Below are 13,997 nucleotides of genomic sequence, written 5' to 3' on the forward strand. Positions count from 1 at the left end.
GCTGGCGAGAGAGACGACATGACGCACGAGCCCACGCGTGAGCGCGGCCCGGTGGACCCCGCCCAGGAGGTCGAGGAGGTCGCGGAGGCGATCGACGACGTCGTCCCACCGGACGAGGGTGCCGCGCGCGGCGTGCGCGCCCTGGCGGGGGAGTCGTTCTCGCTCGCCGAGACGATCGGCGGGGTGCGCGGACTCGTGGAGTCCATGGCTCCTGGCCTCGTGTTCGTGGTCGTCTTCATCGCGACGGGCAACACCCTGCGGCCTGCGCTCATCGCGTCGGTCGCGGTCGCGCTCGTGGCCGTGGCGGCGCGCCTCGTGCAGCGCACGCCCGTCACGCAGGCGTTCGGCGGCTTCCTGGGCGTCGCGATCGGCGTGCTGTGGGCGTGGCGCTCGGGCGAGGCGCAGAACTACTACGCGGCGGGGCTGCTCACGAACGCGGCCTACCTGGTCGCGATGGCGGTCTCGGTGCTGGTCCGGTGGCCCGTGGTGGGCCTGGTCGTCGAGGCGCTGCGCAGCGGCTGGACGGACGGGGACAAGGTCAAGGCCGCGGTCGCGGCGAGCGACGTGCCCGACGGCGCCACGACCTCGGGAGCGCACGGCGCCGCGGGGGAGCGCGTCGAGAGCAACGTGGGTGTCGTCGGCAGCACCGAAGCCGACCAGGACGAGCCGGCTCCCGGCGCGTTCCGAGCGTGGGCCCAGCGCTGGCGCGGGGACGCGGCGCTCATGCGCCGGTACGCGCTGGCGACGTGGCTGTGGGTCGGGATGTTCGCGTTGCGCCTCGCCGTCCAGGTCCCGCTGTTCATGGCCGGCGAGGACGCGGTCGCCTGGCTGGGCACGGCCCGCCTCGTGATGGGCATCCCCCTGTGGGCACTGACCCTCTGGCTGACCTGGCTGCTGGTCCGCCGCCCGCACGTGGCGGAGTCGTTCCCCGAGAAGGACTGAGACCGCGGCGCTCGGTGAGCTCGGGCCCTACCGCGTCCACAGCCCGAGGGGCCGCGGGCACGGCAGGGGCCGACGGCCTCCTCAGACGGGCAGGCCGGTCGTCTCGTCGACGATCCCTGTGCCTTCGTCGGGCGACGGGTTGATCAGGACCCGCAGGAGCTCGGCCTCGTCGACGTCGCGGCCCGTGACGATGAGCAGCTCGTCGCCGACCTCGAGGGTGTCGTCGATGCTCGGCGCGATGGGCTGGGTCCCGCGGACGATCGCCGCGAGGACGGTGTCCTGGGGCCAGTCCACCTGGCCGACGCGCGTGCCGATGAGCGGCGAGTCGGGCGGCAGCGTGAGCTCGAGGATGTCCGCACCTGACTGGTGGAACGTGAAGATCCGGACCAGGTCACCGACCGCCACGGCCTCCTCGACCATGGACGTCATGATGCGGGGCGTCGAGACCGCGACGTCGACACCCCAGGACTCGTCGAACATCCACTCGTTCTTGGGGTTGTTGACGCGCGCGACGGTCCGCGGGACCCCGAACTCGGTCTTCGCGAGGAGCGAGACCACGAGGTTGACCTTGTCGTCGCCCGTGGCGGCGACGATGACGTCGCACTCGTCGACCTTCGCCTCGGCGAGGGTCGAGAGCTCGCACGCGTCCGCGAGGAGCCAGTCCGCGTCGGCGACCTGCGCGACGCGCATCGCGGCCGGCTGCTTGTCGATGATCATGACCTCGTGGTCGTGGCTGAGCAGCTCACGGGCGATCGAGCGCCCGACCGAGCCTGCTCCGACGATGACGACGTGCATCAGTTCTCCTCGATCTTGGGGGCGTGCGTGAGGAGGCGCTCGACCGTGGGTGCGTCGGCGGCGCGCATGAGCACGTGCAGCACGTCGTTCTCCTGCAGGACGGTGCCGGGGGTCGCGAGGACGCCCTCACCGAACCGGCCCAGGAACGCGACCCGCGACCCGGTCGCGGACTCGATCGTCGCCACGGAGCGCCCGACCCACTCGGGGTGGAAGTCGGTCTGCGCGAGCCGGACCTGCCCGGAGGGGTCGCGGTACTCGTCGGTCGCGCCGAGGGGCAGCATCCTGCGCAGCACCTGGTCGGAGGTCCACCGGACGGTCGCGACCGTCGGGATGCCGAGGCGCTGGTAGATCTCGGCGCGGTGGGGGTCGTAGATCCGCGCCACGACGTTGTCGACACCGTAGGTCTCGCGGACCACGCGCGCAGCCAGGATGTTGGAGTTGTCCCCGTCGGAGACCGCGGCGAACGCGTAGGCGTCCTCGATCCCTGCCTGGATGAGGGTGTCCCGGTCGAATCCCAGGCCCGTCACCTTCTTGCCGGAGAACTCCGCGGACAGCCGTCGGAAGGCGTCGGGGTTCTGGTCGACCACGGCGACCGAGTGGCCGCGGTTCTCGAGAGACTGGGCGAGGGTGGCGCCGACACGGCCACATCCCATGATCACGAAGTGCACGGACGAAACGCTACCGCGCACCCGTGCGGTGCCGGTACAGGGCGACGGCGCGGCGGCGGGTCTGCGCAGGCCCCAGGACGCCTTCGCCGAGATCTGTCGGGGTCGTGGAGGGGTCAACAGCACCTGGAGGGCCTAGCATGGGCCAACGTGTCGGATATCGCTGATGCCGCCAAACGCCTGTTGCTCGGACGTCCCGTCCGCAGCGACGACTTGGGGCACACCCTGCTGCCGAAGCGCATCGCGCTCCCGGTCTTCGCCTCGGACGCGCTCTCCTCGGTGGCGTACGCCCCTGACGAGATCCTCCTGACCCTGTCGATCGCCGGCCTCGCGGCCACGACGATCTCCCCGTGGGTGGGTCTCGCGGTCGTCGTGGTCCTGCTGACCGTGGTCGCGTCGTACCGCCAGAACGTGCACGCCTACCCCTCGGGCGGCGGTGACTACGAGGTCGCCACGGTCAACCTCGGCCCCACGGCCGGAGTCGGCGTGGCTTCGGCGCTCATGGTCGACTACGTCCTCACGGTGGCCGTGTCGATCTCCTCGGGGGCCCAGTACGCAGCGGCAGCCATGCCGTTCCTGCGGGGCCACGAGGCGGCGTTCGCGATCACGCTCGTGATCCTGCTCGCCCTGGTCAACCTGAGAGGCGTCAAGGAGTCCGGCTCCTTCTTCGCGATCCCGGTCTACCTGTTCATGTTCGCGATCGGGATGACGGCCGTGGTCGGCTTCGTCCGGTACGCCACGGGGACCCTGCCCATGGCCGAGAGCGCGTCCTACCAGCTCGTCGCCGAGAGCCACTTCGACCAGGGACTGACCGGGATCGCGGGGGCGTTCCTCGTCGCGCGAGCCTTCGCGTCGGGCTGTGCCGCGCTCACCGGCGTCGAGGCCATCAGCAACGGTGTGCCCGCCTTCAAGAAGCCCAAGTCCCGCAACGCGGCCACGACGCTCGCGCTGCTCGGCACGATCTCGGCCTTCATGATCATGGCGATCCTCTTCCTCGCGCAGAAGACCGGCGTGCACTTCGCCGAGAACCCGGCCGAGCAGCTCACGATCAACGGTCAACCCGTGCCTGCCGACTTCGTGCAGGACCCGGTCATCGGCCAGCTCGCGCAGGCGATCTTCCAGGGCTTCCCTCTCGCCTTCTACCTGGTGGCCGCCGTGACGGGCCTGATCCTCGTCTTCGCCGCGAACACGGCGTTCAACGGCTTCCCCGTGCTGGGCTCGATCCTGGCCAAGGACGGGTACCTCCCGCGCCAGCTGCACACGCGCGGCGACCGGCTCGCCTTCTCGAACGGGATCGTGACGCTCGCGGTCGCGGCGATCGCCTTGATCTGGGCCTTCGACGCGCAGGTCACGCGCCTGATCCAGCTCTACATCGTCGGCGTCTTCGTGTCCTTCACGCTCTCGCAGCTCGGCATGATCAAGCACTGGACGCGCGAGCTGCGCACGACCCCGGACCCGCGCTTCCGCACCAAGATGAAGCGGTCCCGCGTCGTCAACGCGATCGGCTTCGGGATGACGGGCACGGTCCTGGTCATCGTCCTGCTGACCAAGTTCACGCACGGTGCGTGGATCGCGATCCTCGCGATGGCCTTCGTGTTCGTGCTCATGCGGGCGATCCGCAAGCACTACGACTCGGTGAGCGAAGAGCTGACGCTCGGGGAGGACCCGGCTGCGGCCCGCGCCCTGCCGAGCCGTGTCCACGCGCTCGTCCTGGTCTCCAAGCTGCACAAGCCGACCATGCGCGCCCTCGCCTATGCCCGTGCTTCTCGCCCCTCGGTCCTGGAGGCCGTGACGGTCGGTGTGGACCCCGAGGAGGTCGCCGAGTTCACCGCAGAGTGGGAGGCGCTCGACCTCCCGGTCCCGCTGCGCGTGCTCGACTCGCCGTACCGCGAGATCACGCGCCCGATCCTGTCCTACGTGCGCTCGATCCGTCGCGAGAGCCCTCGCGACCTCGTCGTGGTCTACATCCCCGAGTACGTCGTGGGGCACTGGTGGGAGCACCTGCTGCACAACCAGAGCGCGCTGCGGCTCAAGGGCCGGCTCCTGTTCACCCCCGGCGTCGTCGTGGCCTCCGTGCCGTGGCAGCTGTCCTCGACCAAGGGGCAGACGGGGCTCGAGAAGGAGAACTTCGCGGCCCAGCAGCGGATCAACCGCCGCTACTGAGCGCGCCGCGCCGCCCGCGTGACGCGGGTCGTCCGCGGGTCCGCCCGAGAACGTGTGCGGGCCCACGCCCGGTCGGCGAACGGTCCGGAGCCCGGAGCGGTTCGCGTCCGGGATACTAGGGGGGTGTCTGAAACCCTGAACCCCACGTCCAACGCCCCCGAGCCTCAACCTCTGGTCGAGCTCGAGGTCGGACCTGTCGCGCACGGCGGCCACTGCGTCGCGCGACTCGACGGGCGCGTCGTCTTCGTCCGGCACGCGCTGCCGGGCGAGCGGGTGCTGGCCCGGATCACCGACGACGGGGAGGACGCGAAGTTCTGGCGCGCCGACGCCGTCGAGATCCTCGACGCCTCCGAGGACCGTGTTCCTGCGGCCTGGCCTGCCGCCGGCCCCGGGGGAGCGGGCGGTGGCGAGCTCTCGCACGTGTCCCTGCCCGCGCAGCGCCGGTGGAAGGCCGCCGTCCTCCAGGAGCAGCTCAAGCGTCTCGCCGGCCTTGACCTTCAGGTAGAGGTTGAGAGTGCCCCTGGTGACGACGAGCGCGGTGGCCTCGGTTACCGCACCCGCATCGAACTGGTCGCCGACGACAAGGGCCGTGCGGGCATGCGCGTGTTCCGCTCGCACGACGTCGTCGCGCTCGACGAGATGCCGCTCGCGACCCCGGAGGTCGCGGCCCTCGCCGAGGCCGAAGAGGTCTTCACGCGCCGCTGGCGCCCCGGGACCCGTCTCGAGCTCGTCGCGCCCGCGGGCGGTGCCGACCCGATCCTCCTGGTCGACGGCGTCGTGTGGCACTCGGGGCACATCGACCGTCGACCGCACGCCCGCCGCGCGGTCACCGAGACCGTGAGCGTCGCGGGGACCGAGCACTCCTACCGTGTCGCGGCCGACGGCTTCTGGCAGGTCCACCGCGAGGCGCCCGCGCTGCTCGCGGAGGCCGTGCTGCGGGCTGCCGGGCCGCTCGACGAGGCGACCGTGGTCGACCTGTACTCGGGCGCTGGACTCTTCACGCTGCCGCTCGCCGACGCCGTCGGCGAGACGGGGCGGGTCGTCGCGATCGAGGGCGACGAGCGGGCCGTCAAGGACGCACGCCGCAACGCGTTCGAGAAGCCTCAGGTCGAGCTGCACCACGGCCCGGTTGAGAAGGTGCTCGCGGCCAAGGACCACGCCGCGCCGACGGCCGACGTCGTGGTCCTCGACCCGCCGCGCACCGGCGCCGGTCGCAAGGTCGTCGACGCCGTCGCCGCGCTCCGGGCACCCCGCGTGGTCTACGTCGCGTGCGACCCCGCCGCCCTGGCTCGCGACATCGCCTACTTCGCCAAGCACGGGTACGCGGTCGAGTCGGTCACCGGGTATGACCTGTTCCCGCACACCCACCACGTCGAGGCGGTCGCGGTCCTCACGCGGTGAGCCGCGGGCTGCCCGGAGGGCCCGGCAGGTAGCGTCGTGCCGACGTCCGCGCGGTCGGCCCGGTCCGGCCCGACCCGTCCGGCCCTGTCCGGGCGCGTTCGCCTGTCGCCCGGACCCGTCCCGGGAGACGATGGGGGACGTGCCGGTACCCGCCGGCCCGACGAGCAGAAGAGGGCACATGCAGGTCACCGTGGTGGTCCCGACGTTCAACGAGGGACCGAACGTCCGCGAGCTCGTGCGCCGCATCGGTGACGCGGCCGACGGGCTCGACGTGGAGGTGCTGTTCGTCGACGACTCGCGGGACGACACGCCGGACGTGATCCGGCAGGTCGCGGGGTCCTCGGGGATGCCGGTGCGGCTGCTGCAACGCCCGGAACCGGTCGGTGGTCTGAGCGGAGCGGTGGTCGAGGGCCTCCGGGCTGCGAGGGGCGAGTGGGTCGTGGTGATGGACGGGGACCTGCAGCACCCGCCGGAGATGGTTCCGGTCCTGCTGGAGACGGCCGCGTCGACCGGGGCCGACGTCGTGGTCGCCTCGCGGTACGTGGGCGGCGGCGACGCGGGCGGGCTCGACGGGCGCTGGCGCCACCTGGTCTCGACGGCGTCCTCGCTCCTGGCGAGGTCGATGTTCCCCCTGCGGCTGCGCAACGTGACCGACCCCATGACGGGGTTCTTCGCGGTCCGGACCGGCTCGATCGACCTCGCCGCACTGCGCCCCAGGGGTTTCAAGATCCTGCTCGAGATCCTTGCGCGCAACAAGGTCGTGGTCGTCGAGGAACCGTTCGTGTTCGGGGAGCGGTTTGCGGGGCAGTCCAAGGCGACGTTCGCGAACGGGCTGCGGTACCTGCAGCAGCTCACGGCGCTGCGATTCGGTCGGATGTCGACGTTCGCGCTCGTCGGGGCGTTCGGTGCGGTGCTGAACCTGGCCATCATGTGGGGCCTGGAGCAGTTCGGGGTCCACTACATGCCGGCGGCGGTCGTCTCGGCCGCGGTCACGATCGTCACGAACTTCCTGCTCCTCGAGCACTTCGTGTTCCACGACCTGCGCTCGGAAGGGCGCAGCGTGTGGAAACGTGCGGCACAGTCCTTCACGTTCAACGGCATCGAGGCCGCCGTCCGGCTGCCCTTCCTGCACTGGCTCGTGGTCCTGACGGGCATGCCCCCGGTCCTGGCGCAGGCGCTGACCCTGGTCGTCGCGTTCCTCCTGCGCTTCGTCTTCCACGCCCAGGTCGTCTACCGCCCACGCAAGGACGCCCCGGACCGCGTCACGCCGTTGGCCGGAGAACCGTCGACCACGACGCTCGACGAGGACTAGGCCGCCCGCCTGTCATGATGGTCGCCGCGATCCGGACGGGACGCGACCGACCCGAGGAGTGCAGGCATGGGCATCGTCGACAACGCGGTCTACGTCGACGGGCGGCGCACGGCCAACCCGTCGAGCCTCGACGAGACCTTCGAGACGCTGCGGGAGCGGCACGGGCTCGCGTGGATCGGCCTCTACCGGCCGAGCGAGGCCGAGATCCGTGCGGTCGCCGACGAGTTCTCGCTGCACCACCTCGCCGTCGACGACGCGATCGCGGCTCACCAGCGACCCAAGCTCGAACGCTACGACGACAACCTCTTCGTGGTCCTGCGGCCCGCCCGCTACCTGGACGCCGAGGAGCGCGTCGAGTTCGGCGAGCTGCACGTCTTCGTCGGGCCCGACTACGTCGTGACGGTCCGTCACGCGGAGTCCCCGGACGTGGCTGCGGTCCGCCGTCGCCTGGAGGCGACGCCCGAGCTCCTGCGTCGCGGGCCCGAGGCCATCCTCTACGCCGTGCTCGACCAGGTCGTCGACGAGTACGCCCCGGTGGTCGCCGGTCTGCAGAACGACATCGACGAGATCGAGGACCAGCTCTTCAGCGGCGACCCCGCCGTCTCGCGACGCATCTACGAGCTCTCGCGCGAGGTCATCGCCTTCCAGCGGGCCACCCACCCGGTCGTCGGCATCCTCCAGGCGCTCGAGCGCGGCTCGGAGAAGTACGGCGTCGACATCGAGCTCCAGCGCAACCTGCGCGACGTGCTCGACCACTCGCTGCGGCTCGCGGAGCAGGCCGACTCGTTCCGGTTGCTCCTGCAGAACGCGCTCATGGTCCAGGCCACGCTCGTCGCGCAGCACCAGAACGAGGAGATGCGCAGGCTCTCCGAGACGAGCCTCGCGCAGGGCGAGGAGGTCAAGAAGATCTCGTCCTGGGCGGCGATCCTGTTCGCGCCCACGCTCGTGGGCACGATCTACGGCATGAACTTCGCACGGATGCCCGAGCTGGACTGGGTGTACGGGTACCCGCTCGCGATCCTCGCGATGGTCGCGATGGGATTCACGCTGTACGCGATCTTCAAGCGCCACAGGTGGTTGTGACGCGTCGGCGCGCGCGATCGGGCCTCGACAGGGCACGGCGCCCGGCGGCGGGCACAATCGAGGGGTGAGCAGCCTCGCCGACGACGACACGTCCGCGACCGGACCCGTGGGCCCGGCGGACGCTCCGCCGTCGGGCCGGGGGACGGGGCCCGGCGACGGGACGGCGCCTCACGACGCGGGACCCGGGCTGAGCGCTCAGGAGGTCGCCGCGCGCGTCCGGGCCGGGCAGACCAACCGGACGACCCGCTCGACCTCGCGCTCGCTGACCGCGATCCTGCGCTCCAACGTCTTCACGCTCTTCAACCTGATCCTCGCGGTCGCCGTGACCCTCGTGCTCCTCACGGGCCGGTGGCCCGACGCGGTCTTCGGGTTCGTGGTGGTGATCAACGCGGCGATCGGCATCGTCACCGAGTACCGGGCCAAGCGGACGCTCGACCGGCTCTCGATCCTCACCGCGCCCTCCGCCCGGGTGGTGCGGGACGGGGCCGAGCAGCAGGTCGCGCTCGACGACGTGGTGCAGGGCGACGTGCTGCTCGTCGGGACGGGCGACCAGGTCCCGGCCGACGCGCAGGTGCTCGAGGTCACGGGGCTCGAGGTCGACGAGTCGATGCTCACGGGGGAGTCGCGTCCCGTGCACAAGGCGGTGGGTGACGAGGTGCTCTCCGGGTCGACGGTCGTCGCGGGGGCCGCCGTGTGCCGTGTGGTGCGCGTGGGCGAGGAGGGGTACGCCCAGCGCATCACCTCCGAGGCGAAGAAGTTCTCGGTCGTGCGCTCCGAGCTGCGCGAGGGCGTGAACAAGATCCTCAAGGTCGTCTCGTTCGGGATCGTGCCGATCTCGCTGCTGCTCTTCTGGAGCCAGCTCAACTACACGGGCGGCGTGCGCGCGTCGATCGCGGACGGGACGTGGCGCGACGGCGTGGTCGCTGCGGTCGCGGGCGTCGTCGGGATGATCCCCGAGGGCCTGGTACTGCTCACCTCGCTCAACTTCGCGATCGCGGCGACGCTGCTCGCGCGCCAGAAGGTGCTCGTGCAGGAGCTGCCCGCGGTCGAGATCCTCGCGCGCGTCGACGTCCTGTGCCTCGACAAGACCGGGACCCTCACCGACGGGCACGTCGCCCTGACCGCGCTGCGCCCTCTCGCCCCCGTCGAGGGCGCGCGCGAGGCGCTCGCGGCGCTCGCGGCCGACCCGGACGGCAATGCGACGTCCAGGGCGCTCGCCGAAGGGCTGGCGGACACGCCGCCCGCAGCGGTGACGAGGTCCGTCCCGTTCTCCTCGGCGCGCAAGTGGAGCGCGGTGCTGACGGGGGCGGGGGCGTTCGTCCTGGGCGCACCCGAGATCCTGCTCGCCGGGCGGACGGACGGCCCGGCGACGACCGCGCTCGCCGAGGTCGGCGAGGCCGCCGGCACGGGTGCACGCGTGGTCCTGCTCGCCCACGCCCCGAGAGGCCTCCCGACGGCGGAGGCACCCCTCCCGCCCGACCTCGCCCCCGCGCTGCTCGCCGTCCTGGGGGAGCGCGTCCGCCCCGACGCCGCGCAGACGCTCGAGTACTTCCGGCGCCAGGGGACCCGGGCCAAGGTCATCTCGGGCGACAACCCCGCCACCGTCGCGGCGATCGCGACCTCGGTCGGCCTGCACGGCGAGGGGGTGCGGGTCGAGGGCTTCGACGCGCGCGAGCTGCCGACCGACCCCGACGAGCTCGCCGTCGTCGTCGCCGCGCACGACGTGTACGGGCGCGTGACGCCCGAGCAGAAGCGCGCGATCGTGCACGCGCTCCAGTCCCGCGGCCACGTGGTCGGCATGACGGGCGACGGCGTCAACGACGCCCTGGCGCTCAAGGACGCGGACCTCGGGATCGCGATGGGCAACGGCGCGCCCGCGACCAAGGCCGTGGCGCGGGTCGTGCTGGTCGACGGCCGGTTCGCGACGCTGCCCGGGGTGCTGGGGCAGGGGCGGCGGGTCATGGCGAACATGGAGCGCGTCGCGAGCCTGTTCCTCGCCAAGACGACGTACGCCGCGATCCTCGCGGTGTCCGTCGTGCTGCTCGTGTGGCCGTACCCGTTCCTGCCCCGGCACATGACGCTCGCGGGCTCGCTCACGATCGGCATCCCGGCGTTCTTCCTCGCGCTGCCGCCCAACGACCGCCGCTATCTCGCGGGGTTCCTGAGGCGCGTGCTGAGCTTCGCGGTCCCGGCCGGCGTGGTGATCGGGGCCGTGATCCTGGCCGTGTACGGGTACCTGCGCCCGCTCGTGGGCACGGACGACGCCCGCTCGGCCGCGACGCTCGTGCTCGTCGGGGTCTCGCTGTGGATCGTGGGCATCCAGGCGCGCCCGCTCAACGGGTGGAAGGTCGCGCTCGTCGCGGCGCTCGCGGCCTGCGCGGGGCTGGCCGTCGCGATCCCGTGGGTGCGTGACTTCTTCGCGCTCCAGGTCCCGACGGCGCAGGAGGCCGTGGTCATCACCGTCGGGGTGCTCGTGGGCTGGGTCGCGATCGAGGCCGTGTACCGGCTGCTCACGCCGCGGCTCGCGGGAAGGCCTGCGCCGGTTCGCTCCGCGGCCGATATCTTGACGTCAAGATAAATGCGGTATGCTGTGTGTCGGCGACATTTCGGAGCGTCGCCGGCCCGGCGTAGGCTGGGCAAAGCCCCCAGAACCATCTTGATCGTCATTCGACGACCTGCCGTGCCGGGCGCACGGCGCGGGCCGCAGAGCCCGCGCGGTGCCCCGGCCGCGGTGGTCGTCATCACCCTCGCCAGGTAGAAGGAGCAACCGTGAGCAGCGTCGACACGTTCGGGTCGAAGGGAACACTGGAGGTCGGTGAGAACTCGTACGAGATCTTCCGTCTCTCCGCGGTCGAGGGCGCCCAGCGCCTCCCGTACAGCTTGAAGATCCTCGCGGAGAACCTCCTTCGCACCGAGGACGGCGCCAACACCACGGCGGACCACGTGCGCGCCATCGCCGCCTGGGACCCCGACGCGCAGCCCGACACCGAGATCCAGTTCACGCCGGGTCGCGTCATCATGCAGGACTTCACGGGCGTGCCCTGCGTCGTCGACCTCGCGACCATGCGCGAGGCCGTCGCCGACCTCGGTGGCGACCCGTCGCGCATCAACCCGCTCGCACCCGCCGAGATGGTCATCGACCACTCGGTGCAGATCGACGTCGCGGGCCGCCGCGACGCGTTCGAGCGCAACGTCGAGTTCGAGTACCAGCGCAACCACGAGCGCTACCAGTTCCTGCGCTGGGGCCAGACGGCGTTCGACGACTTCAAGGTCGTCCCCCCGGGCACGGGCATCGTCCACCAGGTCAACATCGAGTACCTGGCACGCACGGTCATGACGCGTGAGGTCGGCGGCGTCCTGCGGGCCTACCCCGACACCTGCGTCGGCACCGACTCGCACACGACCATGGTCAACGGCCTGGGCGTGCTCGGCTGGGGCGTGGGCGGCATCGAGGCCGAGGCCGCGATGCTCGGCCAGCCCGTCTCGATGCTCATCCCGCGCGTCGTCGGCTTCAAGCTGAGCGGCCAGATCCCCTCGGGCGTGACCGCGACCGACGTCGTCCTCACGATCACGCAGATGCTGCGCCAGCACGGCGTCGTCGGCAAGTTCGTCGAGTTCTACGGAGCAGGCGTCGCGGCCGTGCCCCTGGCCAACCGCGCCACGATCGGCAACATGAGCCCCGAGTTCGGCTCGACCGCCGCCATCTTCCCGATCGACTCGGTCACGGTCGACTACCTGCGCCTGACCGGCCGCTCCGAGGAGCAGCTCGCGCTCGTCGAGGCCTACGCCAAGGAGCAGGGCCTCTGGCTCGACCCGACCGACCCGAGCTACGTCGAGCCGGTCTTCTCCGAGTACCTCGAGCTCGACCTCTCGACGGTCGTCCCCTCGATCGCCGGCCCCAAGCGCCCGCAGGACCGCATCGAGCTGTCGAACGCCAAGTCGGCGTTCGCCCGCGACCTGCCGACCTACGCCCCCGAGGTCGTCGACGTCGTGGACGAGGCCGAGAAGGAGTCCTTCCCGGCCTCCGACTCGCCCGCGATCCACGCCAACGGCCGCCGGACCGTCCCGGTCACGGACACCAACGGCAAGCAGTTCGACCTGTTCCACGGCGCGGTCGCGATCGCGTCGATCACGTCCTGCACCAACACGTCGAACCCGTCCGTGATGCTCGCCGCGGCGCTCCTCGCGAAGAAGGCCGTCGAGAAGGGCCTGGAGGCCAAGCCGTGGGTCAAGACCTCCATGGCCCCGGGCTCGCAGGTCGTCACGAACTACTACGAGAAGGCGGGCCTGTGGCCCTACCTCGAGAAGCTCGGCTTCCACCTCGTGGGCTACGGCTGCGCGACGTGCATCGGTAACTCGGGCCCGCTCGACGAGAAGGTCTCCGAGGCCGTCAACGAGCACGACCTGTCGGTCGTCTCGGTGCTCTCGGGCAACCGCAACTTCGAGGGGCGCATCAACCCCGACGTGAAGATGAACTACCTGGCCTCCCCGCCGCTGGTCATCGCGTACGCCCTCGCGGGCACCATGGAGTTCGACTTCGAGCACGACCCGCTGGGTCGCAACGAGGACGGCTCGCCGATCTTCCTGCGCGACATCTGGCCCACGCCCGAAGAGGTCCAGGCGACGATCGACTCCTCGATCGACCGCGCGATGTTCACCAAGGACTACGCGGACGTCTTCACGGGTGACGAGCGCTGGCGCGCCCTGTCGACCCCCGAGGGCAACACGTTCGAGTGGGACCAGCAGTCCACCTACGTCCGCAAGCCCCCGTACTTCGAGGGCATGTCGGCGCAGCCTTCCCCGGTCACCGACATCTCGGGCGCCCGCGTGCTGGCCAAGCTGGGCGACTCGGTCACGACCGACCACATCAGCCCTGCCGGGTCCATCAAGGCGGACTCGCCGGCCGGTGTGTACCTCGCCGAGCACGGCGTCGAGCGTCGCGACTTCAACTCCTACGGCTCGCGCCGCGGGAACCACGAGGTCATGATCCGCGGCACGTTCGCGAACATCCGTCTGCGCAACCAGCTCCTCGACAACGTCGAGGGCGGCTTCACGTTCAACTTCGTGAAGAACGCTCAGGACACGATCTACGACGCCGCGCAGGACTACGCTGCGGCCGGCACGCCCCTCGTCATCCTGGGTGGCAAGGAGTACGGCTCCGGGTCGTCGCGTGACTGGGCTGCGAAGGGCACCGCGCTCCTGGGCGTCAAGGCCGTCATCACCGAGAGCTTCGAGCGTATCCACCGCTCGAACCTGATCGGCATGGGCGTCCTGCCGCTGCAGTTCCCGGCAGGCGAGTCGGCAGGGTCGCTGGGCCTGGACGGCACCGAGACGTTCGACATCTCGGGCGTCACGGCGCTCAACGAGGGCACGACGCCCTCGACGGTCAAGGTCACCGCGACCAAGGCCGACGGCACCTCGGTCGAGTTCGACGCGGTCGTGCGCATCGACACCCCCGGAGAGGCCGACTACTACCGCAACGGCGGCATCCTGCAGTACGTGCTGCGTTCGCTCGTCAACGACTGACGAGCCCCCGTCGCGGGGGCGGCGGCGTCGGGCCCGGGATCTTCCCGGATGCCCGACGGCGCCGCGCACCCCGCCCGGGACGCACGCCGACGGGGCGTCCCACCTTCGGG

At 71.2% G+C, this 13,997-nt stretch carries 9 protein-coding genes; 7 read left to right on the plus strand and 2 right to left on the minus strand.

Features of this window, described 5'->3' with window-relative positions; all coding sequences use genetic code 11:
• Positions 1 to 18: 18 nt before the first annotated feature.
• Positions 19 to 942 carry a DUF3159 domain-containing protein gene (locus WFH32_RS18475; RefSeq protein ID WP_191795225.1) on the plus strand — a complete coding sequence of 308 codons (924 nt, stop codon included), beginning with the start codon at positions 19 to 21 and terminating at the stop codon, positions 940 to 942.
• Positions 943 to 1,023: 81 nt separating this feature from the next.
• On the opposite strand, the gene WFH32_RS18480 is transcribed toward WFH32_RS18475, so the two are convergent.
• Both WFH32_RS18480 and WFH32_RS18485 read right to left on the minus strand, forming a co-directional pair.
• Positions 1,024 to 1,737: a potassium channel family protein gene (locus WFH32_RS18480; RefSeq protein ID WP_191795226.1), complete on the minus strand. Its 714-nt coding sequence runs from the start codon at positions 1,735 to 1,737 to the stop codon at positions 1,024 to 1,026.
• Positions 1,737 to 2,390 (minus strand): potassium channel family protein, encoded by a 654-nt coding sequence (locus tag WFH32_RS18485; protein ID WP_191795342.1) that lies wholly within the window; start codon positions 2,388 to 2,390, stop codon positions 1,737 to 1,739. Before WFH32_RS18485 ends, WFH32_RS18480 begins: the two co-directional genes overlap by 1 nt.
• A gap of 162 nt (positions 2,391 to 2,552) precedes the next feature.
• Here WFH32_RS18485 and WFH32_RS18490 point away from each other — a divergent pair, with 162 nt between their 5' ends.
• From WFH32_RS18490 to acnA, 6 genes are all read left to right on the plus strand, one after another.
• Positions 2,553 to 4,565 carry an APC family permease gene (locus WFH32_RS18490; protein WP_336708749.1) on the plus strand — a complete coding sequence of 671 codons (2,013 nt, stop codon included), beginning with the start codon at positions 2,553 to 2,555 and terminating at the stop codon, positions 4,563 to 4,565.
• 123 nt (positions 4,566 to 4,688) lie between these two features.
• Positions 4,689 to 5,966: a class I SAM-dependent RNA methyltransferase gene (locus tag WFH32_RS18495; RefSeq protein ID WP_336708750.1), complete on the plus strand. Its 1,278-nt coding sequence runs from the start codon at positions 4,689 to 4,691 to the stop codon at positions 5,964 to 5,966.
• A 178-nt stretch (positions 5,967 to 6,144) separates the two neighbouring features.
• A complete protein-coding gene (locus WFH32_RS18500) occupies positions 6,145 to 7,278 on the plus strand; it encodes a glycosyltransferase (RefSeq protein WP_191795230.1) in 1,134 nt (377 codons plus the stop codon).
• A 66-nt stretch (positions 7,279 to 7,344) separates the two neighbouring features.
• Positions 7,345 to 8,361: a magnesium and cobalt transport protein CorA gene (locus WFH32_RS18505; RefSeq protein ID WP_191795232.1), complete on the plus strand. Its 1,017-nt coding sequence runs from the start codon at positions 7,345 to 7,347 to the stop codon at positions 8,359 to 8,361.
• Positions 8,362 to 8,425: 64 nt separating this feature from the next.
• The gene (locus WFH32_RS18510) at positions 8,426 to 10,939 is read left to right on the plus strand and encodes an HAD-IC family P-type ATPase (protein WP_336708752.1); all 2,514 of its coding nucleotides are present in this window, start codon (positions 8,426 to 8,428) and stop codon (positions 10,937 to 10,939) included.
• A 191-nt stretch (positions 10,940 to 11,130) separates the two neighbouring features.
• On the plus strand, positions 11,131 to 13,887 hold the full coding sequence (gene acnA / locus WFH32_RS18515) for an aconitate hydratase AcnA (protein ID WP_336708754.1): 2,757 nt from the start codon (positions 11,131 to 11,133) through the stop codon (positions 13,885 to 13,887).
• The last annotated feature ends 110 nt before the right edge of the window (positions 13,888 to 13,997 follow it).

The organism is Oerskovia sp. USHLN155, assembly GCF_037145535.1.
GTDB lineage: Bacteria > Actinomycetota > Actinomycetes > Actinomycetales > Cellulomonadaceae > Oerskovia > Oerskovia rustica.

Bases quoted from the DNA above. Each gene is read 5' to 3' on its own strand.
- WFH32_RS18475 (WP_191795225.1), top strand. From the start codon at position 19: ATGACGCACGAGCCCACGCGTGAGCGCGGCCCGGTGGACCCCGCCCAG.
- WFH32_RS18480 (WP_191795226.1), bottom strand. From the start codon at position 1,737: ATGCACGTCGTCATCGTCGGAGCAGGCTCGGTCGGGCGCTCGATCGCC.
- WFH32_RS18485 (WP_191795342.1), bottom strand. From the start codon at position 2,390: ATGGGATGTGGCCGTGTCGGCGCCACCCTCGCCCAGTCTCTCGAGAAC.
- WFH32_RS18500 (WP_191795230.1), top strand. From the start codon at position 6,145: ATGCAGGTCACCGTGGTGGTCCCGACGTTCAACGAGGGACCGAACGTC.
- WFH32_RS18505 (WP_191795232.1), top strand. From the start codon at position 7,345: ATGGGCATCGTCGACAACGCGGTCTACGTCGACGGGCGGCGCACGGCC.